Source organism: Nocardia yamanashiensis NBRC 100130 (genome assembly GCF_001613325.1).
Taxonomy (GTDB): Bacteria; Actinomycetota; Actinomycetes; order Mycobacteriales; family Mycobacteriaceae; genus Nocardia; species Nocardia yamanashiensis.
In genome coordinates this window covers 72,183-97,634 of sequence record NZ_BDCD01000038.1, presented here as the reverse complement: position 1 = coordinate 97,634, position 25,452 = coordinate 72,183, and the positions used below count along the sequence as shown (strand labels likewise).

Below are 25,452 nucleotides of genomic sequence, written 5' to 3'. Positions count from 1 at the left end.
GCACGGCCAGGGCCGCCGACCGCGACAACGCGGCCGGCGGTTCCGGCGGGACGCGATAGCTCAACGCGGCGAGCGGATCGACGAGTCCCGCGCCGACGGAATTGTCGACACCGCGCGCGGGCGCGTGCGCCGAAGCCAGCAGGCGGGCAGTGATTTCCGCGGGCGATTCGTTGGGGAAGCGCGAACGCAGCAGGGCCGCCACTCCGCTGACGTATGCGGCGGCGAAGCTGGCGCCGCCGACCGGGACCATTTTGTCGCCGCCGACACCGTTGATCAGTCCGCCGCCGCCGGGGCCGAGGGATTCGATCCCGACACCGGGCGCGGCCAGTGAAACCCACGGCCCCGACAGCGATTCCGGCGCGGTGTCACCGGTGGCGGTGGTGTATCCGACACTCAATACCGACGGTGCGAACCAGCTCGGCACCGAGATGGTTTTCACCCGATCCCAGTTGCGCGGGTCGGCGGGGCGACCGGGGTCGATACCCGGATTCTGTTCGCAGCCACCGTTTCCGGCGGTGCCGGCACCGGCCACGATGAGCGCGCCGCGGGTGTGCACGGCGTAGCCGATGGCCGCCGACAGCGCGGACTGGTCGATGCCGAGCCCGGCGGGCACACAGACCGGCATCGCCACGGTGATCACCTGCGCACCGAGGTTGGCGGCATGGACGATGGCCTTGGCCATCCGCCCGATGTCGATGGAAAGTTGCTGGGCGGCATCGATGTTCAGATTGCCGTCCGCCCGGAACGCGCCCGATCGGTAGCGGAGGGAGATGAGCTTGGCCTCCGGGGCGACCCCGGTGAAACCGTCGGCCGGGTCGTCGGCCGCCGCGATGATGCCGGCGATCAGCGTTCCGTGCGCATCGCAGTCGAAGAGCCCGTCGCCGCCGGCTTGCACATAGTCACCGCCGGCGGCCAGCTCCGGCAGCCTGGTGTGCTGGCTGACACCGGTGTCGATGACGGCCACGGTGACCCCCGCGCCCCGGGTCAGGGCGCGGGCGCGGCTCAGATCCAGGGCACGTTCCACCGGCGGGATCTGCCGCAGGTCGCTGTCGGGCAGCACACCCGCGGCCAGACAGGACTTGTCCTGCTTGGTGGCGAACTCCGGGCCCGGTGTGCCGTCGGCCGGGGCGCCGCCGACGGTCACCTGCGGGGGCGCTACCGCCGCCGCCGGCGTGGACACGGCGACGAGGACGGCGGCGACCGCGGCGGTCAGCGGTCCGGCGCGCATCACAACCTCCGCATGGCGGTGTAGACGCCCATGATCCAGCAGCTGAGCACCGGAATCGCGAGGATGAGCAGGTATTCGACCAGATCGATGATCCGGCGAACGACCGGTGAAAGCCGCACCCCGGGTAGTTTCGTGCCCGCCGCGCAGCCGGCGGCCGCGATCGCCGCGACCGCCAGTGTGACCGCGGTACGCGCCGCCGGCGTGTGGTAGGCCTCGACCAGTGCCCACGCTGTTCCGGCGACCGTCACCGTGGTGGCGGCGACCAGCACGCTGGCCTGCACCCGGTCGGGGTACCAGCGCGCCCGCATCAGCAGCACCCCGGCCACCGCGACGGCCAGCACGAGCTCGCGGATACCGCCGGGCGCGGCGTGCGCGGTCAGCACCGCGGCCCCCGCGAGGGTCGCCGCGGCGGCGACGATCAGGCCGCGCAGGCTGGTCACGGCCAGGCGCGCCCGGCTTTCGATGGTGTGGCGCGGGCGACGGTCCTCGCCGTCGGGATCGCCGAGTTCGTCACCCGGAGTGGCGGATTCGGCGTCGAAGATGTCGTTGAGCGTGCTCGCCGACACCTCTTTGCCGGGGTCGGGCAGGTCCGGGGGACGGATGCTCGCGAGGAACACGGCCAGGCGCGGTGCGGCCGTCAGCAGGATCAGTCCGGCGAAGACGACGCCACCGGTCACCTGCCGTGCGGATATGTCGAGGAAGGCGGCGGCCCCGGCGGCTGGGGCGAGCAGCGCGCCGCCGGTGACGGTGGCCACCAGCATAGGCGTGGCGAAGCTGGTCGAGCGCAGCAGCGTCAGGGCCACGATCGCGGCCGCGGCCGCGCCGGCGGCGAGATTGGCGGCGGTGAACGGGCCGGGCACTCCGTGCGGTGGCGGAACCAGCATGGCCGCGCCGATGGCGATGAGCGGGAGCGCCGACAGGGCCAGCACCCGGCCCAGCCGCCGGCGACGCGGCCGGTGGGCGAGCATCAGAGCCACAGCCCAGCAGAGCAGGCCGAGCAGGACCGCGGGCAGCGCGCACCAAAGCACCGATGCGGAAGCGGTCCAGATGACGGCCAACAGGCCGGCCACCAGGACGGCGGCGCATCCGAGCGCGACTTGTCCCGCGAATTCGGCTGTCTCGGGGTCGAATTCGCTGAACTCGCGTTCGTTGATCAGCGCCAGCGCCTCGGTGATGTCCTCGACGATCGGGGTGAACACTTCGGCCGATTCGACGGTCGTCAAGATCAACAGCGCACCGTCGTCGATCTGATGATCCGCCAGCGTCCGCCACCGGGGAATCGCCGGCTCACCCGGCCGGGCCAGGGTCCATTGTCCTTGCGGCGGAGTGAAATCGACCGACTCGTCGTCGATCGCGGAGTCCAGCACCACGAGCAGGTCGTCGATGAAAGTCTCGACGGCGAACTTGGTGGGCAGCACCGCATCGACCTGATAGCCGGCGACCAGGACCGCGACCCGGGCGCGCGTGACTTCGGCGGACTGTGCGGGCGCACCGGTCGCCGCGGCGGTCACCAGCGGCCGCCTCTCGGCGCACCGGTCATATCGTCGGGGAAGGCATCGGCCAGGCCCGCGGCCAGGTCTTCGAATGCCAGGGCGGTGTCCTTGTCGAACAACCGCAGGTCGATCTCGCCGCCTTCGGCCAGATGCTCGTCATAGGGCAGGCGATAGGTGGGTCGCCGTGCGGCAGTGAACAATTCCTCGATCCGTTCGATCTCCACGATGGGCTTCGAAGGCTGCTGGTGCACGATGGCGATCACCGATTCGGCGGCCAGCCGGTGCAGTCCGTGTCCGTCGAGCCATTCCAGAGTGGCCACGGCTCCGGTCACCCCGCGCACGGTCGCGGGCGTGACCACCACCACCGCGTCGGCCGTGCGCAGCACGCCCGAGGTCGCCGAGTCCAGTACGCCGGTGCCGCAGTCGATCACCAGCAGGTTGTAGTGCTTTTGCAGAATATTCAGGGCGGCAAGGTATTCCGGCCCGGACAACTGGTCGACCGCGGCCGTGGACCAGGGTGAGGCGACCACGGCCAGATCCGACATGGTGATCGAGGCGAAGGACTGCACGGCCGCGAAGGCATCCAGGTTTGGGGCTTGGGCCAGATCACGCAGCGTCAGCCCATAGGGGTGGCGGCTGGTGCGGGCGGCCAGATCACCGAAGTCGGGGTTGGCGTCGACCGCGACCACCCGATCCGGGCGCAGCGCCGCGAAGGTGGAGGCCAGTCCGGCGACCGTGGTGGTCCGTCCCACACCGCCTTTCACGTTCAGCACGGCGATCCGGTAGGGCTGCACCAGATGCCGGCGGATGCGCACACGCCGATCCTCGGTGCGCTGTTCGGTGGGTGAGAGGCCCAGATTGAAGCCGACCTTGTTCAGCGCGCCGCGCATCCCGCTGGTGGAGCGCAGGTGCGCTTGATGGCTGGCGGCGATCTCGGCCAGCAATTCGGTGGAGGTGAGCGAGATCGGCAGCCCGCGCGGCCCGTCGGGTTCGCGCTGCGCCGGTGCTTTCGCTTGCCAGCCGCTCTGCTGCTCCGGATGCCACACCGCCGGGGCCGGCGGCGCCGGCGGTCGCGGTGGGGCGGCATCCTGTCCCGCATACCCCTCGATGACCGCGGGATCGTGGGCCGCGCCCGGACGGGGCTGCGTTTGGCGTTGCGGCGGGACCTGCTCGCCGAAGGGCGACGCGCGGAACTGCCCGGACGTATATGCCGAATTCGGCGGCCCGGATGCGCGTGCCGAGTTCGGCGGCGCGGACGTGAAGGCCGAATTCGGCGGCGGCGCGAAGGTTTCCGGCGGATTCGGCGGGGTGGAGGACTGTGCCGGGTTCACCGGGGCGGAGGACTGCGCCGGGTTCGGCGGCGCGGGAGGAGCCGAGAAATCGGGTTTCCGTGGGGATTCTGGTTGGGCGGGCGGTTCCGGGTTGCCGGGAAACAGCGAATCCTCGGGCGCGGTGGGCGGTTCGGTAGGTTCGGGCGGCTCCGGCACGGTCGGCTGACGCGGGCGCGGCGGCACCACCGTCCGGCGGGAGTATTCCTCGTTGCGGCCGCCGACGCTCTCCCGCCAGCTGGCGCCCGTGGACTCCCCGGTGGTTTCCGGAGCGGGCGCGAAGAAGGCGTCGTAACCGCCGCGGGCGCGCGCGGGCCCTGTGGGCGCGCCGTTTCTGGTCGGTGCTTCGCTCATCTCCCTCATCCTCTTCACAAACCCTGCGGAAAATCACCCGCGGCGGGGTTCGAACCAGCTCTGTCCAGGCAGCGATTCGACGAGTGCCCGGACGCCGGCGTGCAGGACGCCATCGTCGCCGGGCATATAGGTCATCTGGATCCGCCCGTCCAACGACCGTTTGGGCATCACCACGATCCGTCCCTCGGCGGTATCGATCACGCTCAGCGACACCTCGGGCAACGTTGTGTCACCGTCGCGATGCTCGACCATGAGCACTTCGGCGTGGCGTTCCACCCGGTCCAGGGTCCGGGCGAGGATATTTGCGGCCCGCGAGGTCGCACCGAGCTCCGACAGGACCCGCCGTCGCCCGTCGGGATCGGTGGGAAGGGTGGCCCATTCGTCCCGGTTGGCGGTGATCGGCTCGAATGCCGGCGCAGTCGCCGAACCCAACACCGAGCTCAAGGCCGCTGTGAGCACGTCGATGCGGTCTCCTTCGACAAACACCGACTGGAACACGACATGGTCATCGCAACGCATCGCCAGCACATGGCTGTCATCGCGGCGCACCAGCGACATGCTCAACGTGGCACCGGCGCTCTCCTGGCCAATGTTCACAATGTAGGCGACCAGTTCGACATCCGGTCGGTCCAGACAATGCAGCCAGTGTGCGACGACCGGATTTACCCGGCCGTCGTCCAGTAGCCCGACAGCGGTCAGCTGTTCTGCCACCCGCGAATTGACGCGGTCGCGATCGGCAAGGCGATGAATGTCGGAGTAGAGCGCCAACTGCGCCGGGTACGAGTCGATGCCGACCAACTGCTTGAGCAGCAGCGCGGAATCAACGTTCAGTTCAACTGTGACAGGATCGTTCATTATCTGGATCGTGACCTGATCGTGTGTGGAGCAGCCCGGGCCGCCGCGTGCCGCATGCTCGCATACAACACGGGCTGCGCAATCACTACGTCGAACGCTAGCGTGACATTTTCGCAGCGATTTGCCGGTCCAATGCCTTCAATTCCTCGATGGCCTTGTCGATTTTCGTGGTGATACCCTTGAGATGCTGGCTGTGCTCCTCGTAAGAGGAACTGAAGTTAGTCATCAAGCGATTAAAGCTCTCGGAGCCTTCACCTTTGAAGGTTTCCAGCGTTTTCCGAACATTTTGATTGATATCTTCACCATTGTTAATCATCTGCGGCACCCTACCTTTCAGGGCGGTGAGAATATCAATCGTGGGTTGGATATCCACATCGATAATGTCGTCACTAGGCATAGCTCAGTTCCTTTCTTGCGGTGAGTTCCGAAGCCAATTCAGTTCCAGGTCGTAGTGTCAGTCTTACTGGGAGTACCAGCGGATTCACCTCCCTGACTCAGGATCGAGGAACCACTTTCGGCATCATAGTTACCGACGGCAGATGCGGTGCTCCTCAATTCGTCGACGATCGAATCCAGCGACCTCGACAATTTGTTGCCGGTCTCGCCAAATTCAGTCAGAACCTGCTGAATGGCGCGGGCGGTAGCACCGCTTCGGCAGGTACCTCTCAATTGAGACTGATCGTTCGCAACCTGATTCGTATGACCTTTCAGTACCGTCCCGTACCCGTCGGTATCCGAAGCGGCCCGATCCAATGCATCTTTGCCACCTTGAAATGTGGTCATTTACTTTCCTTTCATGATCGAAATAGATATCGCCTCGGAATAGACACCGAGTACGTCGTGGTAGTCACTGATCTATTGATCAGTCCGAATCTTCGATAGCGATTCCGAGAACCCCTGCGGTTGGCATAGATTCCCATTCCGCCGCCGATTCAGCGTCACTACCGGCGTATTCGAGGACGCCGATCGCGGCGCCCTGCTCGAGCGTCGGCGCCTCCTGGGAGCCGCGGGGGGCGATGATCGCGGACTTGCGCTCGACCTGACGACGACGATCTCGCTGGGGAAGGGATGAAGTCGCGCCACGGGGTGCGACCGCGGCCGGAGCAGTGGGTTCACCGGTCGCACCGACACCGGCGCCGAAGGCCCGCACGGCGCGTGCGTTCCAGGGCCTCGGCGAAACGAAACCGCTGGCGACTCCGGACATGGCGCCGGGCCCGCCCGTGATCACGGTCGGTGCGACAAGACCTCCCATCACGCCGCTCGAGTCCGCGAGGGTCCGCGACGGCGAGTCGTCACGGTCGTATCCCGAGGTGCCCACGTCGTGCGCGGCTTCGCCGGTTCCGAAATCGGAGCCGTCGTCCGGCAGCTCGCCCAGCGTTGAAGCAGGTTGCTGCGCAGCGGATCCCGGCTGCGCGGCATCGCCGCCCCCTGGCGTCGACCCGGGACCGGAATTTCCTCCTCCGTCACCCGCGCCAGATTGTCCTGTACCCGTTGAGCCGCTACTTCCGCCGGACTGCGCGGCCCCCGCTGAACTGCTCCCGGGCAACGCGCCGGGCGCGTCCGCACCTGAGCCACCGGACGTGCTCGCACCGGAGGCATCCGACGTGTTCAACGACGTGGTTCCACTGCCAGCACCACCTAGGCCATGTGTCCCACCGACGCCCGGGACGCCGGTTCCGAGCGGTATGACACCTGCCCCCCCGCCGGGCATTGCGGTTGGCGGCGGTGGTGGTGCCTGCAGGCCGCTGAGCAGTGAGGTGGCTGCGCTCGCGTAGCCCGCCTTCGACTTCATCGCTCGCGCCCACAGCACGCTGTAGTGGAGTCCAGCCGCGATAAGATCCGCGCCGGCCAAGGGTGACCCCGCTGCGACTCCTGCCAACGCGGCCTCGATCTCGAGCTCCACTGCCACGACCTCCACGGGCGTGGGCATCAATGCGCGTGCCGCGGCGTTGGCATCGGCAAGAAGATAGGCCCGCCCTGCGGTGTTCGCCGCTACGGCAGCCTGCTCCCGCAGCCATTCGATGTGGCGGCGAAATGACAGCTGGGCTTGATCCGCGGCTGGGCTGGCCCAGGTGACGGACATTCGCGCCATGGACGCTTCCGCATCACTCGCGGACGCGAGCAGCGCGGTCGAGAGCGCGGATTTCACGGCCCCCGCCTCGATTAGCGGCGCAGGGCCGGGCGCGAGATGCAGGCTCGTGGAGAACCACAGCAGCACAGGGTCGAACAGAATCATGGCGCTCCACACTCATCTCACCATCGGTAAAGCAATGCCTCGGGGCCGAAACCTATGTGGCGATCGCGATCCCACTGGCAGCGTCTTGACCGCGATAGGCCGCAGCTACCGGCGCGAGCGCCGCACCGCGCTCTGTGCCTGACTCCAGACCGGACACGAGGGAGACGATCGAATCGGCGTGATGAGTGTTCAGCGCCGCCATGATTTCTGTGCTGGTTTCGTCGAACCCAATCAGATGGACCAGCCCGGAAAATGCCGAAGCATGCACGACCCCGCCGAGGCTGGCATGATTGGCGAGTATTTGAGCTCCGATGACCGGCAGATCTGCGGGATCCACTCTGACTTCCATGGATCGTCTCCTTGTGTCTCAGCGGTTTCCGGCCCGAAAGGGGCGGTACGGTGCCAACGCTATTTCATTCCCAAAGTTGGGAACGCACAGCGCTTTTCGATTCTGCCCTTCAGATCTGACCGGGTGACGCATGGTCCGGGACCATCGCCGCTTGGACGAGGTCGCGTCGAGACTGCAATGGTTCGACGAGGATTCCGCGCCCGACAGGCTGTTTGGTCGCCTTCACGTCGCCGATCAGCATTCCATCCAATCGGGATCCGTCCATGATTAGCCCGGATGAATTCAGGTTCTTGAGCTGCCCGAGCACATTGTCGTACATGGCCGAATCGGCTTGCGCGATACTACGGGAGATGATGACGTGCAGGCCGGTGTCACGCCCGTCGACGATGATGTCCTTGAGTGATTCCAGCGGATTGAGTTGCCCGCGCTGGACGACCATGTGGTAATCGTCGACGACCACGAAGATTTCCGGACCGCTCCACCAGGAGCGGTCCCGCAGCTGCTGCGTGGTGACCCCGTCCGGTGGGCGACGGGCGCGCATTTTCTCGGCGAAGGCGGGCAGTCCTTCGGCCAGGTCGCGTTCACTGGTGAGGTAGCCGATCGACATTTCGTCGGGGATGGCGTCCAGGTGCTGGCGGCGGTAGTCGATCAGCAGCACCCGGGCCTGCTCGGGTGTGAAGCGGTCGCGGATCGACGCCAGCAATGCGCCGATGACCGTGGACTTGCCGCACCCGGACGAGCCGAGCACCATGAAATTCGCTGAGACGTTGAAATCGGCCACGGCCGGACCCAGATTCGATTCACGGATCCCGAACGGCACGGCCAGTCGCTCGGCCAGCGTGCTCGGCTCGGGTCGGCCGGCGAGAATCTGGTCGAGATCGATTCGGGTCGGCAGCAGCCGCACCTCGGGCGCGCGCCGATCCGGATAGGCGTTGTTCAGTGCTTCAACGGCCGATTGCAGTCCGGCGCCGGCGGATTCCTGATCGCCGATGCCGTCGATGCGAGGCAGTGCGGTGAGCATGTGCAGACCGTCGTTGGAAATACATCGTCCGGGACGATTGGGCGGAATCGCCGCGACGATATATCGGTGCGCGTTGAACGCGGTGTCGGTGAGATCACCGAGACGCAATTCGAGGCGGGTTTGCAGCAGGTCCTTGACCGCGGGACGGATGGCCGCCCAGCGCGAACTGCTGATCACCAGATGGATGCCGTAGTTCAGTCCCTGCAACGCAATCGATTCCACGATCGGGCCATAGTCGTCATAGAACGGTCCGCTGGGCGTAAATCCGATATCCCAGCCGTCGATGACCAGGAACACGTCGCCGTGCGCGTCGCCGCGTGCGGTCAGTTCGGCGGATTCGGCCGCGCTCGCGCGGCGGCGCCGGAATTCGCGCATCGAATCGATGCCCAGTTCGGCGAACAACGACTGCCTGGCGTGAACGAGATTGCTGATCAGCGCGAAGGTGCGTCGCACCCGATCGTTGTCACGGGCGGAAGCCACCGATCCGACATGCGGCAATCCGCGCAGTCCCGACAATCCGCCGGAGAAGTCCAGGCAGTAGAACTGCACCTGTTCGGGAGCGTGGGTGAGCGCGGTGGCCAGCACCAGGGTTTGCAGCGCAGTGGATTTGCCCGACTGCGGACCACCGACCACGGCGACGTGACCGCCCGCCCCGGACAGGTCCACCGTCCACACTTCCTGCTTCTGCTGGCGCGGCTTGTCCACGATGGCCCACGGCACCCGCAGTTCACCCTGACCGACCGTCGGGGCCAGCCGGTCGAGGGTCGGCGGAACACTCAAGGGCGGCAGCCACATTCGATGGGCAGCACGACCACGCCCGGCCAGCTGAGCGAGCACCGTCTCCATGATCGTCACCGGTTCGCTGTCCGGGGCCTCCGGGCCGGGTTGCACCGGATCGGGTTCGGGGGCAGCGGGTTCGGCGTTGAGCACCACGGCGGCGGTGAACAGCTGCGGGGGCAGGTATCCGCTGCCCGCGCGGCGGGCGCGTTGCGGCCCGGCGGCGGTCGACTTCACCGGCGCGACGTAGGGTCCGCCGACGTAGGCGGCCTGAAAACGCTGCAGGTCCCCCGCGCCGACACGCAAGTACCCCGCGCCGGGCTTCTTGGGCAGATGGTAGGCATCCGCGGTACCGATGGCGTCGCGGGAATCGCTGGTCTGGTTGGTGCGCAGGGCGATTCGATACGACAGGTGCGCTTCGAGTTCACCCATGCGGCTGGCCGGCACCTTCTGCGAGGACAGCAGCAGGTGGATGCGCAGCGAGCGTCCGAGCCGGCCGATGGCCACGAACAGTTTGCTGAAGTTCGGATGCTGTTCGAGCAGTTCGGCGAATTCGTCGAGGATGATGAGCAGGGTGGGCATCGGATCGAGTTGCGCGCCTTGCTCGCGGGCGCGCTCGTAGTCGGCGACATTGGCGAAGTTGCCCGCATCGCGCAGGATCCGTTGCCGGCGTGCCATTTCACCGTTGATCACGTCTTCCATACGGGTGACGAGGTCGGCTTCTTCCTCCATATTCGTGACGACTGCGGTCACATGGGACAGGCGGTCGAAGCCGAGGAAGGTCGCACCGCCCTTGAAGTCGACGAGCAGCAGGTTGAGCACGTCCGGTGAGTGGGTGGCGACGGCCGAGAGCACCAGGGTGCGAAGGAATTCCGACTTTCCGGAGCCGGTGGCGCCGATGCACATGCCGTGCGGTCCCATGCCGTCCTCGGCCGATTCTTTGATGTCCAGGAAGACCAAACCGCCTGCGCTGTCGTGGCCGAACGGGATGTTCAACCGCGCGCGGTCGGCATCGCGGCGTGCCACCCACTGCCGTTCGACCCGGATGTCGCCCGGGTCGTCGAGGGCGACCATGTCCTCCCAGCTGGTGCCGCCGGCCTGTTCGGCCGCGACGGCCTCCACCACACTCGACAGTCGGTACGGGGAGATGCCGCGGGCGAGCGCGGTCAGCGCGGCGGCCGACATGTCGTCGGCGACACCGACTCTGCGCTGTCCCCGAGCGTTGATCTCCGACAGTGAGCCGTCGACACCGACCAGGAAACGCATGGCGCGCGGCAGCGGCTGTTCCACCGCGCCCAGCCGCAGCCAGGTGCAGCCGTCGATCCCGGAGACGTCACGTTCGTTCGGCGCGCCGCCGGGTCCGACGATCAGCAGATAATGTTTGCGGTCCAGGGACGGTTGGGTGTTGGCCGAGAAGGGCCCGCGATTGAGGCCCGCGAGCAGTTTGGCGCGCAGGTCGGCGACGGTAGGGTAAACCATTCGGCCGGTGCCGATCCCGTCCACCTCGGTGGGGTGCTGGGTATGCGGCAGCCATTTGAGCCAGGCCCACTCCTCGGTGTCCAGCTCCGGCAGCACGGCGGCGACCCCGACCTGGTCGGGGCCGTGCAGCACAACGGCTTCCGCGATCATGGCGCGCACCAGGGCGGCGCCGGCGTCGGGATCGCCGTCGAGCACGATTTCGGGCGCGGACAGCAGGTTGATCGCGATCGGCATGCCGCCGACGGTGGAGTACGCCTTGGCGAATCGGGTCACCTCGACCACGCCGACCGGATCGAGATCGTGCAGCGGCGCGGCTTCGGGCACGATCACCCGGACCTGGTTGGCGATGCGGCCCCGGCCGACCCGGATGCGCAGGAATTGCGGGCTGGCGACCTGGACCTCCCACATGCGGCCGCCACCGACCAGGGCCGCGATCTCGGTGGGTCCGGGATGGATGTAGCGCAGGTAGGCGTGCAGGTCGATTTCCGAGTCCAGCACCGAGCGGCGGTTGTCGGCGACACTGCGCAGATACTCTTTACGTTCCTCGTTGAGTGCGGCCGCGCCGCCGGAGCCGTTGCCGCTGGCGCTGCCGCCCAGCATGCCGAAGACCGACACCAGCATCATCATGGGAAAGAACAGACTGGTCGGCGACATGGCGCCGCCGCCGCGGAACATCATGACCATCATGCCGGCCATGCCCGCCATCATGACGACCGGCATGATCATCCGAAGCCGGGACGGCGGAATGGGTTTGGGCAATTCGGTCGGCGCGTGCAGCCGGAGTTCGGTCACCGCGGGCGCTTTGGGGCCGCGCAGCATGCGGGCGGGCCGCACGAAGCGACGGGTACTGGTCATGCTCATCCTCCGGGCAACGCCGTGGCCGCGGTATCCACGGGCAGGGCGTCGTGTTGAACGCGGGCGTCGCGTTGCGACAGGGTTGGGCCGGCCGCGAAGAGCGAGACCACGCTCCAGGGCGCCGGCACCGGATTGCGCAGGGCGAGCGCGGTCAAGGTCGGGTCGGAGCCGCCGGAGGGCGCGACCTCGATGCCGTAGCGCACGCCGCTGTCGGAGATCCAGAACAGCGCCTCACGCAATGGGGAGGCCGGGTCGGTGCCGGTGACTCGAACGAATCGGCCGGTGCTGCGCGGCAGGTAGGCGGCATCGGCGGTCCCGCCCTGCGCACCGGTGGCGGTCACCAAAGGCACTGTGCGCGTGGACTCCTCGCTGGCGACCGGCAATTGCCGGCCGACCAGCACGCGGGTGGTGGCGTTGAGCTCGGAGGCACCGCGCGACCAGTGATAGCAGGTGGTGTCGTAGCGATCGACACCGACGAGCCGAACTTGCGCGGTGGGATAGGTTGCCGTGCCCGGCCAGGATCCGGGGCGCAGATTGGCCGCGATCACATCCGGACCGACCGAATTGGTGGTCACCGAACCATAGGAGTCCGCGTTGCGGATCATGGCGGCCAGTACCGGGCCGACCTGCACCACACCGGATTGCGACACCAGATAGTAGGCGGTACCCCGATCGACGGTGGCGACCGTCAGCACCGAACCCACCGCCACGCTCAGCCCGGAACTCAAGGTCGTCAACTGCCCGGCACCAGGTATCTCCGGCACTCTGATCGGCGGGGCCTCCGGGATCGCACCGAGCAAGCCCGCCGACGCCTGCAGCATGGTCGCGGTGGAGTCGAGACCGAGCGCGAGGGTGACCGCGGAATTGCCGAGATCGATTGCGGCGCGGACCACTCCGTGATCCCGGTCGGGATACACCAGCCAGGTGGTGTTGCCGCCGCGCAGCAGCCGGGCCTCGCCGTCGGCCAGCGGTCGCACCTTCTCACCGTCCACGGTGAGCGGGCCGCCGATGGCGGTGGTGCGCAAGGATGCTCGGCTGACGGTCGGCAATCCGGTGGCCGGATCCACGGGCGCGGCCGTGCCGGTGCGCACGCCGTCACACACCGTCCAGGAGGAATCGCGGCCGCCCGAATCCGTGATGCTGCCCGGTGCGCCCGCGATGCCGACCAGCGGTCCGCGCGGGTACTTGGCCAGTTCATCACGGGAGACGAGTACCGGGTTGGCCGGGCTGCCCACGATGAGCCGCGCGGAGGTCAGGTTCAAGGCGGGATGCAATCGGGGGCCGATCCGGACGAACAACGCGCCGGTGTCCTTCTCGGCCACGATGGCCGAATCTCCCACCTGCTTGGCGGGTTTGAAGAAAGACAGCACCGCCGATCCTGCGATGATCACGCATGCCAGCGCGACGCCCAGCGACAGGGCGGTGGATCGGCCGCGCTGCGGGTCGTCGATCATCGAGGCGTCCCGGCGCACCAGGGCGTGCTCGATGCGCCGGAACAGGAAGCGCCAGCCCGAGATCTGATGTTTGGTGACCACGCGGAAGCGGGCCACGGTCTTGGGAATCTTGGATTGCACGCTCAGCCTCGCCCGGCCGGCGCGAGCCCTTCCAGCGCGGCGGTGATGTCGGCGACGGTGATGGTCATGAGCGCTTCGTCGGTCATGGCGGCGATGTCGGTGTGTTCGCGGGTGAACCGGTAGTCGCGTTCGGCCTCGGCGGCTTCGATCACATTGCGGACGAAGCGGCCGTTGCCGGCCAGGTCGATGAGCCGGCGGCCGTTGCGGCTCTGGCCCGACAGGTCCTGGCAGCGCTCGAACAGGGTCCGGCGCGCGTCGGCGGCCAGGATCGAATCCTTCTTCTGCGCAATGTGGTCGGCGATCCGCACCAGCTCGTCGGCTTCGTAGCTGGAGAAGCGGACGCGTTTGGTGAACCGTGAGGCCAGGCCGTCGTTGGAGGCCAGGAATCGATCGATCTGGTCTTCGTATCCGGCGATGACCACCACCAGTTTGTCGCGGTCGTTCTCCATGCGCGCCAGGAGCGTGTCGACCGCTTCCTTGCCGAAGGCGTCGCCGCCGGAGAGTCCTTCCTGCACCAGGGTGTAGGCCTCGTCGATGAAGAGCACCCCGCCCAGCGCGGAGTCGATAAGCGCGTTGGTTTTCGGTGCGGTGTGGCCGAGGTGGGTGCCGACCATGTCGTTGCGCGACACCTCGATCACGTCGGCGTTCTGCACCACGCCGAGTCCGGCGAAGATCTTGGCGACGACGCGTGCGATGGTCGTCTTTCCGGTGCCCGGCGGGCCGGAGAAGATCAGGTGATGGGAGCGGGAGTCCACGGCCAGGCCGCGTTTGGCGCGGACCTGGTCCATCAGTACACCGGATTTGATCCGGTCGACCTGTTCCTTGACCGAGTCCATGCCGATCTGGGCTTGCAACAGCTCGGAGGCTTCGGCCAGCAGGGCTTCCCGGCCGGAGCGGGCAGTCGAGGCGGCGGCTTCGGTTGGGTCGTCGCCCGAGGCCGGGTTCCAGCGATCGGTCCGGGTGGTGATGACCTCGGCACTGGTGATCTCGAGCCGGAACGCTTTGTCTTCGACCGCGCGCTGCCATTGGGGGCGCTGCGGCCACAGCGAGGAACCTTGCAGGCCCTTGAGGATCCGGTCGGCGGTCTCGTGTTCGCCGTTGTGGCGCAGGATCATTCCCAGCACGAAGTGCGCGTCGGCCCAGATGTAGGACAGGCTGCCGGAGGCGCAGTCCTCGACGATGCGCTGCGCGCGCGGCAGTGCCTCGCCGAAGCGGCCCAGTTGCGCGAGGGCCTGGGTGGCCATCAGCTCGGCGGCGATGTCGAGCAGGCTGTCGCCGAGAAGCGGTTTGGCGGTGCGTGATTCGATCACGTCGGGCCAGCGCCGGGTGCGGAAGTACAGGGACTGCAGCGTGAATTCGGCGACATCGTCGCCGCGCAGCGGTTCGAGAATGGATGCGGCCTCAGCCCATTCGCCGCCTTCGGCGTACAGGCAGGCCTGCGCTATGGCGATCTGATCGCGGTCGGCCATCGTCACTCGCAGCCCGTACATGCCGGTGTCGACCTGGCACCACAGGGACCGGTCGGGCAGCGCGGCGCGCTGCTGGTCGCGATACAGGTTGTGAACCGAACGGTAAGCGCCGTAGACGACCTCGCCGGTGACCTCCCCCGCCATGGCCCGGCCCAGCCAGGCATCGCACATGTCCGGATCGAGTTCGGTGGCTGCCCGGAACGCGGCCAGCGCGTGCTGGTCGTTGCGTACACCCCCGGCAACCAATCCGAGACTTTGAACTCCCGTGTAGAACGCGTCCTCGGCCGCTGACACCCTCGGATTTCCCTTCCGCCGTTCTCGTCTGCTCGAGGGTAGACACGCACGTCAGGCCGGAGACTTCCCATCACTGGGAATTGCCGGGCGCGGTCGCCGGGGTTGAATAGCGACGGCGGCCGAACCACTGGCCGGTTTCCGAGGGAACCGGAGCCGGCCATGCCCTATCCCCGCAGGTGCCGCCGAATCCGGCCGATCCATTCGAACCCCACCGGGTGGATCGGCCACCTCGTCCAGATCGCCGGCTCTCACACTTCTCATCGGTGGTCTGTCGTTGCGCCGGCCGTGAACGCGCGGAGTTCCGGTCGGCGCGGCGAGCATTCGTCTCCCCGAACGAACGGCGGCAGCATGGCCATTCCCTCGCAGATCGAGAGCTTGTTCTCGATCACCGCCGCGATCACCGCGGCGCCGGGCATTCTCACTACCGAAATGGTCTCTCGCGCATGCGGTGTCGAATTGCGCGAAGTAATGTGTGCGACCCCGGGTGTACGCGAGTTGCTGGGTTTTCCGGTCGCCGGACCGTTCTCGATTGTTTCTCTGCGCCGCCCCGACATCGCACCGCATCACCCCATCCTGATTCTCACGCCCCGCGCCGAGAGCCGCTTCTACCAATCCGACCTCTCTGGCGGCTTCGCCTTCGCCCGCGACCTCGTCGAAATCGACCCGCGCGTCCCACCGGAAGGCACGGTCACCTTCCGCGAGTATCGCGCTGATAAGACTCTGACTCTCCAATTCACCGGGCGCTCCCGGCTGTTGCGCAAACTCACCGTGCGGCAACGAGACTGAGTCGATCGGGTGAAACGCGCGGGTTCCAGGTCGAGCAGGAAGAGTCAGCGAAGCTCACCCGCCCGCCTGGTCAAGGAACTGGCCGAGGATCTGACCGAAGGCTTCGCGGCGGCCGCACGGGTGACACCGGCGCGTCACGCCGCGCGGGGGGCCCGCGCCGCTGGGAAGGGGCTTGCCAAGAAGGACCGAGACCTCGCCCAGGACATCCTGGCCAAAGCTGGATTCGGGAGCGAGACCCACTACAACGAATTGCTGCGGCAAGTCCGGACGATCCGCGACGGTCCCGTCTCGGGGGCATCCGAGGGAGGTCGTAACCGCTGGCCCAAGCGAACGGTGACCACGGGTACGGCATCGGGCGCCGTCAACGGGAAGCCGTTCTTCGAAGAACTCGCCGCGACCAGTGGCGACCGTCGCGCGCTGCGGGGAACCCCTGGAGAGCGGCTACCGCAACTCCCGGACGAAGGAAGCCGGATATTCAAGACCAGCGAGGTAGACGGCATCAGCCGAGCGTTCGATTCCGAGCCCAAGCTGCTCGAGGATCTCACCCGCCGGATTCTGGAGATCGGTTCCGGGAGAACGAAAGCCGAGGTCGAGGCAGTCATCAGGGATGTGGTCCAGGCAGCGCCGGCGCAGCCCGACGGTTACCCTGTCGACCCGGCCGTAGTGATCGGACGGTCGGCGCAGCGACTCGGGGTCGATCTCGGCAGCATCGATGTCGACGTGGCCCTGGTCATCGACTTTCCACGCGGACGGGCTATGTCGCTGAGTCCACTCGCTCAGATATGTGATTCATGTCAGGATGTGCTGCGCGACTTCCGCGGTGCATTCGCCGGCAGGGTTCGAATCACCGCGCGAAATCCCGAAAACGACGAAATGTGGGGTACCACAACATGACCAGCCTTCAAGAATCCGAGGTGCGGGTCCGTGCGATCTTCGCGGCCGCGGTCGCCGACGGATTCCGGCCCGATATGGTCGTCGGCGCGTCCGATGACGAAATCGATCGAATGCTCGAACAACAACGAGCCCGGGCGATCCCCGTAGCCGCACGTGAGGTATTCCGAGTAATCGGGAAAGACCCTGGAATTTGGTATTCAGGAGCCCTGTTCGGTGTGTCCGCGGTGAACGGCGAGGAAAAGCAGGAAGCGCTGGCGGGTTTGGACGATGCTGCAGACCATGCGTTGAGCGACCCGGGCGGGATGCTCGTGCTGGCCGAAATCGGTTCGTACAACTACGTGATCGTCGACGGCAAGGATCTCGATGAACCGGACCCGCCGCTGTGGCTCCTGCACGAATCAGGCACGGTCGAGATGCGATGGCCCTCTGTGACCGATTGGTTCGCTGCGGCCGCCAGGATCGTGGCGGACCGCAAGCGCAAACTCGCGGAAGACAGGTCGGCCGGATTTCCCGATGTCGCCCGGGAAGCGTATTTCCGGTGGTGAACATCGTCGGTGTCGCCACCCGTTCGGTACACAGCCGGGTGAGCGTCTGATCCTTCGCCAGGATTCCCCACGCTGGGAACAGAGCCGAGACGAGATCGACGCCGATGAGGAATCATTGAACGTGCCGTCGGGCAGCGGCACACTGAGCGGGTTGCGGTTCCCTCATCTCCGCAACTCGGTCGTCTGGTCGAAATCGCGCCGTGATCCGGCGCTTTCGACTGCCTCCGAAGGCCGGTTCGTCGTACAGGCATGACGAATGCGGTTCGGTCGTGGTGGCCGATGGGTTTTGGGACGAGCACCATCGGTCACTGCGGAGGGCGAGGTATCGCTGATCGGGTGTGCGCGCCACTTCAGGAGTGGGCCGAATCGACCGGAACCGTCGGGACCGACCGTGATTCATCCATGCCGTGGAACGGCGTGGTATTCAAAGCCGCTACAACTCGACCGCGCTGGACGCTGTTGGGGCATAGGTGTACGAGATGGCGGGCGTCGCTGCCTTGGGCGAGTTCAAGCCGCGTGTCGGTGTGCCAGCCGAAGGGCATCAGATGAACGGGTCTCCCACCGGCAGTGGCGGTTTCGGTGACCTCAGCCAGGATGTCCAAAGCATCGGCCAATGCCTCGAGGATGTCGGCACCGCTGGGATGGTCGTCAGCCGCTGGAGTTTTAATCCGACCGTCTATCACGACCGACGAAGCGCCGGTTCGAACCGCGATCCGCTCGATCACATTGGCAGCGGCTTTCCCGAGCCGCTGATCACCGGGCTCAATTGTCATGGTTACCACCAAGCAGTCCGCGAATTCGTTCACCACACCGACCGCGGCGGCATCCAAGCCGACCGCGCACGGAGCGGGCGCAGTCGGCGCATACTCGAACACGCGACTACGACTGCTGAAGATTCGCATGGTTTGCGATCCTTTCTCGCGGGGCCACGCGGGGGTGACCGTCGAAGCACCCTATGTCGCCTTTGCGCCGTTGCGGAGTGTCTGAAACGACATATTCAGTACTGTTTGCGACATGGATGTCGCCGTACTGGTCACCGATGGAGTTTCCGACCTGGGGTTGTCGGCGGTGCTGGAAGTATTCACCGTAGCCAATTCCCTACTGCCGGAAACAGATCCGGAGGCGACACCGTGGCGGGTGCGAACCATATCGCAGGGAGAGAGCGTCCGCACCGCGCACGAGCACCTGGTGCCGACATTGCCGCTCGCGCGGTGTGAGACGGCCGACATCCTGGTCGTACCCGCGATGCTCGCGATGTCCGCCGACCGGATCATCTCGCGGGTCTCGGATCCAGTCAATCGACCGGTACTGGAACACATCTCCGCGGCGCGGAGCCACGGCACACAGCTCGCGGCAGCCTGTACCGGCACTTTTCAGCTCGCCGAGGCCGGTGTGCTGGACGGGCTTCGGGCCACGACCAATTGGACCATCAGTCCCCAGTTCCGCAAGCGCTACCCGAAAGTCGAAGTCGTCGAGGCCTATACCGTTTACCACGCCGACGGTGTCACGACCGCTGGAGCAGCGATCGCGCATCTGGATCTGGCGCTGGCGTTGATCGCGCGACTGAGTCCGGACACCGCGCAACTCGCGGGCCGTTATCTGCTCGCGGGTGACCGCCGCCGGCAGTCGGTGGTCCCCGAGGTCGTGGCGCGCGGTGATTCGCTGGTCGTCGGATTCCAGCGCTGGGTCGCCGGTCATGTCGGCGAACAGTTCCAGATCGCCGACGTCGCACGCGAACTCGGCGTCACTCCGCGCAGTTTGCAACGTGCGACCCATGACGAATTGGGTATGTCACCCAAGGAGTTCGTCGACGAGATCCGGCTCGAACGCGCCACCCAACTGCTGCACACCACCTCGATGACCGTCGAATCGATTGCCGGCCGTGTCGGTTATCTCAACCCGGGCACATTGCGCACGCTCTTCCGGCGGCGACGCGGCCGGACCATCTCCGAGGTAAGGGCCTCGTCAGTGTGCTGGGCGAGCGATGTTCCCGGTGGCGGGAACTCGGCCGACCGTCTACTCCCCTAGCATCGCTGATCGACACGGCATTCGTGCCACCGTCACGACGTACGAGGGGAAATGGGCGAACCGACCAGTGAACCGCGGTCAGGTCCACGTGCACTCGAGCCCGCGCGTCCGGGAGATCTCGTCGATATCGTCGAAACACTCGTTCGTGCCGCCGAACTCGCCTACCGGGATCTGCCCGGCGCGGGTGAGGGTGGCCTGGCGCGCTTGACCGCAGGCATGCGAGTCCAGAAGCTCGAAGACTACCGACGAATCCTGCGCGGGGACATGACGGTCCTGGTGCATCGCGGTGCGGATGCCCGGGTCGACGGCTTCACCTCGTTTCGGCGCTTCCGCACCGCGAATCTCGAAGCACGCCCGGATGTCTGGCGCGACCTGCCCGAGTCCGTCCGAGGTGATCCGGTCTCGATCCAGATGTACAGCTGGCATGCCAGGACACCGGGACTAGGGCCGATTCTGATGCGCGCGGTACTCGAACGCGCCGACGGACACGCGATCTTCTCGAACTCCACAGTCGGCACCCGTGGCTTCGTCCTGCATGCCGGCCATCCCCGCGCGGAACGCGCCGAGGAGCGCGGCTGGGGGTTCGTAGCCATCGGCGATATCAGAGGCACACCCGAACCCCTGGCGCGAGCCGGGATACGCGATGCCCCGCAACAGGATCTGGTGTTATACGGCGACGCGCTGCGCACGGCGCTGGCGGCAGCGCGTGAATGCTGAGGGAAGACCAGCGATGCCCTGCTTCACCTGGAACGGCGCTCGCTACACCCAGTAGACCTGTGACCGTGATCGACCTGGCCCGCCGCTGCACAAGATCACCTGGCGCGCTCCGGTGTGGCTCCGAACCGTCCTGGTGGGCAACGTGCCCCGGAACCGGGGTTGGAGGGGTGCGATACCTGGTCACAGTCTTCCACTCCCGCTTCGTCACCAGCAGGGAATCATCGCTATCGGCCCTCGGTTCGCCGCGGTGGGAGTTGCTCGAGTGATCGATCCGAGGTTGAGCAAGGTGGCGGCCGAGGTAGGCGGTCGAGTGGTCGGCGCAATAGTCCGCGGTGCCGAAGGCGCTGGAAAGGGCGTGCGCAGATTTCCGGATACTCTTCGGCCGGGCGTGCGTTCCTACCTGGACAGCGACTCGAACAGTGCTCATGCCCTCCGTGGTCAAGTGGCCGGTCACGGCGAACCCGGACCGCCGGGTGGGTTCGGTGGCCGATTCAGCCGAAACGGCGAGCCGATTCCTCCGCTGGCGCATGTCAAGCCGTCCGAGCAATGCCTCACCGATTATGAAGCGAACCGAGCACAGCACTGGTCGCGCTTCGCGGCAGAACACGAACTCCCTCTGGACCAGTTCATCACCCGAGCCGACAAACACGCAGCGGACCTTGTCGGAAACAGCTATGTCTGCACTAGGGTCACTGGTCCCACACTGCAGAAGGTGCTCGACAGCGGAGAAATCAAGTCGTACTTCGACACGGGCAAAACCAGCATCATCGACCATCAGTTGGCGGAATATGTTCCCTCACACAAGGCGCTGTTCGGGTACGGCGCCGATCTGCTCCCGGCTGCTCGACCGATCTACGGGTACATCACACGGGATCCGTTGGGGCGTGATCTTAACGGCGGCCGCTTGTCCGGTTACGGAACGGTAGCAGTGGTTTTCAAACCGCAGGTTGCGGAACGGACAACGGTAACGCTCAACGACTCCTTGGCCGTGGCGACACACAAGGACGAGCTGAAGGTGGGTATGTCACTCGCTGATCCGCTGACCAGACCGACCTCGAAACTGTTCCCGCGCAACGAAGATCCGTTCACCCACCAGACCCCGGAAAGTATCAGACCCTACATCGAAGCTCAGGTCCATCGGCTCATCTCCTCGCCAGCCGGGACAGAGTTGTCGCCCTTGGGAACCGATTCGATTGACCGTGTCACCTTTTTCTCGGACAGGTCCGAATATCCAGCGAAGCTCTTCGACACCCTCGACTCACAAGGAATCCCTTACTCGTTCGCCCAGGACCCGCCAGCGGCTCCGACAATCAGCATCGAACTGGACTTCGTCTGACACCAGCATTTGCAAGCAGCGCGGCGGCCGCTTGATCACGTGCTTCCGTTCCAGGACACGGGCTCGGCAATCGGCTTTGACCACGGTGTGGTGGCGGCATCGGCGTCACTATCTGCCGCATCCGGCGCGGCCCGGTTCGCCGCGTTCTCCCCACTCCACGGGTTCGGGCGGGAGGTGCCGCGCACCCGCGCGGGTACCAGGTTCGGCTGCTCGGCTGAAACCGCGGCGGGAGCCTGCCCAGCGGCTGAGTTCGTATTCGATTGCGGCGCGGTTGATTCCGTTGCGCTGATGGTCCGTGCCCGTGCAAGACTCGATTGCGAAGCGGGTGATTCCGTCGCGCTCGGCCCTCCAGCGGCGGATGCCCAGGCCGTGACGGGTGGGTGGGCAGCCTGGGCCACGGATACAGCTCCTTGCCCGCGGCCCACGGCGGCCGGCGCCGTTCCGGCGGACGCACTGCCAGAGCCGGAGGCGGCGCCGCCGGCCTGCTCCTGGCTTGCCTGCCGTGGACCGAAATTCGCAGTGTGTCCGGCCGCTCGGTCCGGGCCCTCGCTGCCGAACTCGCCTCGGGTGACCGGCACGCCAGTTCCCTGGGTGCCGACGGTGACGCCGGGAATCGATTGGGGCCCGGGTTCTTCGTGCTGCGCGGACGACGCCGGAGGAGGTGTGCGATCCGGGGTGGACGTCGCGGCACGCTCGTCACCGGCTTGCCCGTGTAAGCCCGGAATCGGCTGTGGTGCATCGGATTCGTCGGGCGATGCCGCTGCGGGCAACGGGTGTCGAGCGCTGGCTGGTGTCGAGTGCGGGATCACCTTTGCTGCGCCGGAGTCGGGACTGAGCGTCCGCGAGTCGGCGACCAACGGCTGGGTTCCCGGCGCGGACGAGATCGCCGCGAGCGGCACAGCCGGTTGCGGTGAGGCTGTCACGCCCGCCCCTGAGCCTGGGCCTGACACCGATTCGAATGTCAAACCGCTGGTATTACGGGCGAATTCGTCAGCGTGACCGAGCATGTCGTCGGCATACCCGTCCAGCACGCTCGCGTAATGCAACACCCGATCCGGATCGATCATTATCCGGTCCGGCGAACTGCCAGGAGGCGGTACATCCAGCAAGGCGACCGCCGCATGCTGGGCCGCGCCGCTCACCATCTGTTCGACGGCGTGCTCGAAGGGCTCGATCGCCATGGAGACCACTTCGGCGATCAGATACCCGATCACGGACTTCTGCATCTGCGTCAAAATCCGCTGGGTCGCGATCTTGATCGATCCTGCCCCCAAGACCGAGAACCCGGACGTCGCAGGCGCCGCGACCATCAACGCCGCGTAGCTGGCGGCCAGCGCCACGAGCTCGGCGAGCACAGCGACCTTGATCGCCACTATGACGTCGGCGGCGACGGCCAGTGCTTTCGAGACCACCCGGCAGGCTGAATCCAGCACTCGCATGTGGCCGGTGCTCATCCGCCCCCAGGATGCGAGCAATTCCTGGTAGGAGAAGCCGGAATACACGCTCCCCATGTCGTTCACGGCGACGGTCGCGGCCTCGTGTGTCTCCTGCACGTTGCGCCGAAACTGCTCCACGTGGCGGGACAATGCCCGGACCTGGTCCTCGTCGACATCGGGGTATGGCACCCCGATGATGTTGAGGAAGAAAACCACCTCGTGCGGAAGTTTGATCGTCATGGTCGCAGGTCAGAGCACCCGCACGACTACGGCTTTGTCGGGCATACGCGACCATTGGACCGACGCGCCCGTGTACGGCGCCTCGATGACCATCCCGTTGCCTGCGGCCAGCTGTACATGCTCGGGTCCGGTCGGGCCGAAGGATCCCGCCGGGAAAACCAGGTCGCCCGGCCGGACATCCTCGACGGGTACGCGCACGCCCGCGTAGATCTGTTCCTGACTGGTGCGCGGCAATACGACCTGTCCGCCGGAGGCCTGAGCGACCGCGTACTGGGTCAGGCCCGAACAGTCGAAGCCGCCGCCGCTGGGGCCGGTGGCACCACCGCCGCCGTAGATGTAGGGGGTCCCGAGCCAATTGCCCGCGGCGCGCACTGCCGCGCCCCCTGTCGTCGTGTTCGAGCGTGGGCGGCGACGGCGACGGCGGGCGGGACGGCTGCGTCGGCCGCCCGCCGGTTTTCCGCGCCCGAACAATGCGGTCGGAGTTGACGGCGGCATGATCTGGCTGGCCAGTTTGCGTGCGGCGGTGGTATCCGAATCGACTTGCCTGGTTGCTTTCTCGATCGCGGTGTGTGCGGCGTCGAGCAGTGCGGATCCGCTGAATCGGCTGTCACCGACCGCGGTGATGGCCTGGATCCGGGAGCGCAGATCTGCGATTTGGTAGTTGAGGCTGCTGCGGCCATCGGTGACCGTGCCGCCGGAGGTGGCGACGGCCTGGTGAACCACACCGTCTCTGCCCGTGTGCGAATCGACGACCGCACGATGCATGCCGCTCGTCTCGCTATAGGCGCGGGCCGTCGGGCCGTGCATCGAAGTCTCGGCTTCGGTCATCGCCCGTCCTTCGGCTACGGCTGCACGATCGGGCCACCCCACCCCGTAAAGCCCGAGCAAGGACTCCATGACGCCGTGTAGATCGTTGGTCAACGCCACCATTCACTTCACCCACCCTTTAGACCGGTTGGCTCCCCACTTGTTCCGTTTGTGATGGGTCCGATCGATCCCGGCAACCCCCGAAGCAGTATCGACCGGACCCGAATTGACTATGCCCCAAACATATTCGGCGGCCATCCCCAGACTTGGGAACGCCCGAGAATGAGGGGAATCGACGGAAAGGTGCGGACCGGCATGACCGAGGACGTGAGCGATGCCTCGCTCCTATCCACCCAGGCCGCCCGCGACCTGCCTGGCGGAGCGGGAATCGGGCGGCATTACGGTCATGTGCCGGACCTGATCTGCCCGCCCGGCGCTTCGGCCGGACTGCGGGCCTTCGTCGAATTCGCCAATGCCGCAAAGAATATGGCGGTCGATCTGCTCGGCCGGGGCGCGCCCATTCCACCGCCTCGGCCGGCTGCGGCGTTGACCCCGACGGTGTTCACTGCGCTGGGCCGAGGCGAAACCGATGCGGCCTACCGTGAGACTCTCGCGGTAGTACAGGCCAAGCGTGCTCAGTTGCTCGAGCAGGACGCCGAAGTGCTCAAGGTGGCGATCGTGGTGGCCGAGGATAAGGACGGTGTGCTTGCCAAGATCACCGAGCAGGTGAAGGCGCAGAATGTGAGTCTGCAGGCGGTCGGGTCGGGCAAGCTCAACGCCGGGCAGGAGACGGCTCTGATGGAGCAGATCGCCAGGACGGTGGACGACATCGTCGCCAAGGTGCATCATGTGGCGCTCCGCAATCAACAGATGGCAGGGGGCGGTCAAGGCGTACCGGGCGGCAACAGCCCCGTGCCCGGGAACAATCCGGCGCCCGGTGGTGCAGGCGCGGCCGGTAATGGTGGTGGCGGCGGTTCCGGCGACGGTGGTGCAAGCAACCCGCTGATGCCTTTGATGATTATGGCCAGCATGCTGCCGAATCTGCTGCAGCAGCTGGATCTGGGTGGCGACCGTGACGAGGAGAAGAAGGAAGAAGAGAAGAAGAAGCACGAGAAGGGCGCCGAGCAGAAGGCGAGTGGCTCCGTTCCCGCACCCGGCGAGCCGGGCGCACCCGCTGCCACACCGGAGACAGGAACCGGCCAGCCCGCCGCGACCACGGCGAGCGTGCCCTCCGGCCAACCCGCGGCAGTGGTACCGACCGTGCCGTCCTCGCAGCCACAGTCGGCCGAAAAGGTGGGCGCGGCCGAAAAGGTCTCAGCCTGAAGACGTTCGGTTCGACAATCCGAAACAC

The 25,452-nt window shown here is 66.5% G+C and carries 21 protein-coding genes; 7 read left to right on the top strand and 14 right to left on the bottom strand.

Annotation, left to right across the window (positions count from 1 at the left end; all coding sequences use genetic code 11):
- The 11 genes from mycP to eccA all read right to left on the bottom strand — a co-directional run.
- On the bottom strand, positions 1-1,228 hold a 1,228-nt coding region (gene mycP, locus NY1_RS35565; RefSeq protein WP_067721564.1), incomplete at its 3' end, for a type VII secretion-associated serine protease mycosin.
- Positions 1,228-2,739, bottom strand: coding sequence for a type VII secretion integral membrane protein EccD (gene eccD, locus NY1_RS35560; protein ID WP_233434628.1), 1,512 nt, complete (start codon positions 2,737-2,739; stop codon positions 1,228-1,230). The genes eccD and mycP, both read right to left, overlap by 1 nt.
- A complete protein-coding gene (locus tag NY1_RS42390; RefSeq protein ID WP_084535956.1) occupies positions 2,736-4,403 on the bottom strand; it encodes a MinD/ParA family ATP-binding protein in 1,668 nt (555 codons plus the stop codon). The genes eccD and NY1_RS42390 overlap by 4 nt, the downstream gene beginning before the upstream one ends.
- A 33-nt stretch (positions 4,404-4,436) precedes the next feature.
- The gene (locus NY1_RS35550) at positions 4,437-5,258 is read right to left on the bottom strand and encodes an ESX secretion-associated protein EspG (protein WP_067721562.1); all 822 of its coding nucleotides are present in this window, start codon (positions 5,256-5,258) and stop codon (positions 4,437-4,439) included.
- Positions 5,259-5,355: 97 nt separating this feature from the next.
- Positions 5,356-5,655, bottom strand: a complete 300-nt coding sequence (locus tag NY1_RS35545; RefSeq protein WP_067721561.1) for a WXG100 family type VII secretion target — start codon at positions 5,653-5,655, stop codon at positions 5,356-5,358.
- Between the two features lie 38 nt (positions 5,656-5,693).
- Positions 5,694-6,041 carry a WXG100 family type VII secretion target gene (locus NY1_RS43365; RefSeq protein ID WP_157762668.1) on the bottom strand — a complete coding sequence of 116 codons (348 nt, stop codon included), beginning with the start codon at positions 6,039-6,041 and terminating at the stop codon, positions 5,694-5,696.
- A 79-nt stretch (positions 6,042-6,120) separates the two neighbouring features.
- A complete protein-coding gene (locus NY1_RS42385; RefSeq protein ID WP_084535954.1) occupies positions 6,121-7,494 on the bottom strand; it encodes a PPE domain-containing protein in 1,374 nt (457 codons plus the stop codon).
- 52 nt (positions 7,495-7,546) lie between these two features.
- On the bottom strand, positions 7,547-7,843 hold the full coding sequence (locus NY1_RS35535) for a hypothetical protein (RefSeq protein ID WP_067721559.1): 297 nt from the start codon (positions 7,841-7,843) through the stop codon (positions 7,547-7,549).
- Positions 7,844-7,952: 109 nt separating this feature from the next.
- The gene (gene eccCa / locus NY1_RS35530) at positions 7,953-11,975 is read right to left on the bottom strand and encodes a type VII secretion protein EccCa (protein ID WP_067721558.1); all 4,023 of its coding nucleotides are present in this window, start codon (positions 11,973-11,975) and stop codon (positions 7,953-7,955) included.
- Positions 11,976-11,977: 2 nt separating this feature from the next.
- Entirely contained in the window at positions 11,978-13,549 is a 1,572-nt protein-coding gene (gene eccB, locus NY1_RS35525) for a type VII secretion protein EccB (RefSeq protein ID WP_233434627.1), read from the bottom strand.
- A 2-nt stretch (positions 13,550-13,551) separates the two neighbouring features.
- Complete coding sequence (gene eccA, locus NY1_RS35520; protein ID WP_067721557.1) at positions 13,552-15,312, bottom strand: type VII secretion AAA-ATPase EccA; 1,761 nt, start codon at positions 15,310-15,312, stop codon at positions 13,552-13,554.
- A 348-nt stretch (positions 15,313-15,660) separates the two neighbouring features.
- On the opposite strand from eccA, the gene NY1_RS35515 reads away from it, so the two are divergent.
- From NY1_RS35515 to NY1_RS35500, 3 genes are all read left to right on the top strand, one after another.
- The gene (locus NY1_RS35515; protein ID WP_067721556.1) at positions 15,661-16,098 is read left to right on the top strand and encodes a hypothetical protein; all 438 of its coding nucleotides are present in this window, start codon (positions 15,661-15,663) and stop codon (positions 16,096-16,098) included.
- 9 nt (positions 16,099-16,107) lie between these two features.
- Positions 16,108-16,992, top strand: coding sequence for a hypothetical protein (locus NY1_RS43360; protein ID WP_157762667.1), 885 nt, complete (start codon positions 16,108-16,110; stop codon positions 16,990-16,992).
- 74 nt (positions 16,993-17,066) lie between these two features.
- The gene (locus NY1_RS35500; protein WP_157762666.1) at positions 17,067-17,537 is read left to right on the top strand and encodes an SMI1/KNR4 family protein; all 471 of its coding nucleotides are present in this window, start codon (positions 17,067-17,069) and stop codon (positions 17,535-17,537) included.
- 350 nt (positions 17,538-17,887) lie between these two features.
- Here NY1_RS35500 and NY1_RS35495 read toward each other — a convergent pair whose 3' ends face one another.
- Complete coding sequence (locus tag NY1_RS35495; protein ID WP_157762665.1) at positions 17,888-18,439, bottom strand: hypothetical protein; 552 nt, start codon at positions 18,437-18,439, stop codon at positions 17,888-17,890.
- A 112-nt stretch (positions 18,440-18,551) separates the two neighbouring features.
- On the opposite strand from NY1_RS35495, the gene NY1_RS35490 reads away from it, so the two are divergent.
- The 3 genes from NY1_RS35490 to NY1_RS35475 all read left to right on the top strand — a co-directional run bounded on the left by NY1_RS35490 (position 18,552) and on the right by NY1_RS35475 (position 21,618).
- Entirely contained in the window at positions 18,552-19,565 is a 1,014-nt protein-coding gene (locus tag NY1_RS35490) for a GlxA family transcriptional regulator (RefSeq protein ID WP_067721551.1), read from the top strand.
- 51 nt (positions 19,566-19,616) lie between these two features.
- Complete coding sequence (locus NY1_RS35480) at positions 19,617-20,282, top strand: hypothetical protein (RefSeq protein WP_157762664.1); 666 nt, start codon at positions 19,617-19,619, stop codon at positions 20,280-20,282.
- Between the two features lie 262 nt (positions 20,283-20,544).
- Positions 20,545-21,618 carry a hypothetical protein gene (locus tag NY1_RS35475; RefSeq protein ID WP_157762663.1) on the top strand — a complete coding sequence of 358 codons (1,074 nt, stop codon included), beginning with the start codon at positions 20,545-20,547 and terminating at the stop codon, positions 21,616-21,618.
- Between the two features lie 35 nt (positions 21,619-21,653).
- Here NY1_RS35475 and NY1_RS35470 read toward each other — a convergent pair whose 3' ends face one another.
- Together NY1_RS35470 and NY1_RS35465 are read right to left on the bottom strand one after the other, a co-directional pair.
- Entirely contained in the window at positions 21,654-23,294 is a 1,641-nt protein-coding gene (locus tag NY1_RS35470; protein WP_157762662.1) for a WXG100-like domain-containing protein, read from the bottom strand.
- Positions 23,295-23,303: 9 nt separating this feature from the next.
- A complete protein-coding gene (locus tag NY1_RS35465) occupies positions 23,304-24,122 on the bottom strand; it encodes a C40 family peptidase (RefSeq protein ID WP_233434626.1) in 819 nt (272 codons plus the stop codon).
- A gap of 294 nt (positions 24,123-24,416) precedes the next feature.
- Between NY1_RS35465 and NY1_RS35460 the strand changes: the two genes are divergently transcribed.
- The gene (locus NY1_RS35460; protein ID WP_067721545.1) at positions 24,417-25,424 is read left to right on the top strand and encodes a hypothetical protein; all 1,008 of its coding nucleotides are present in this window, start codon (positions 24,417-24,419) and stop codon (positions 25,422-25,424) included.
- Positions 25,425-25,452 lie beyond the last annotated feature (28 nt).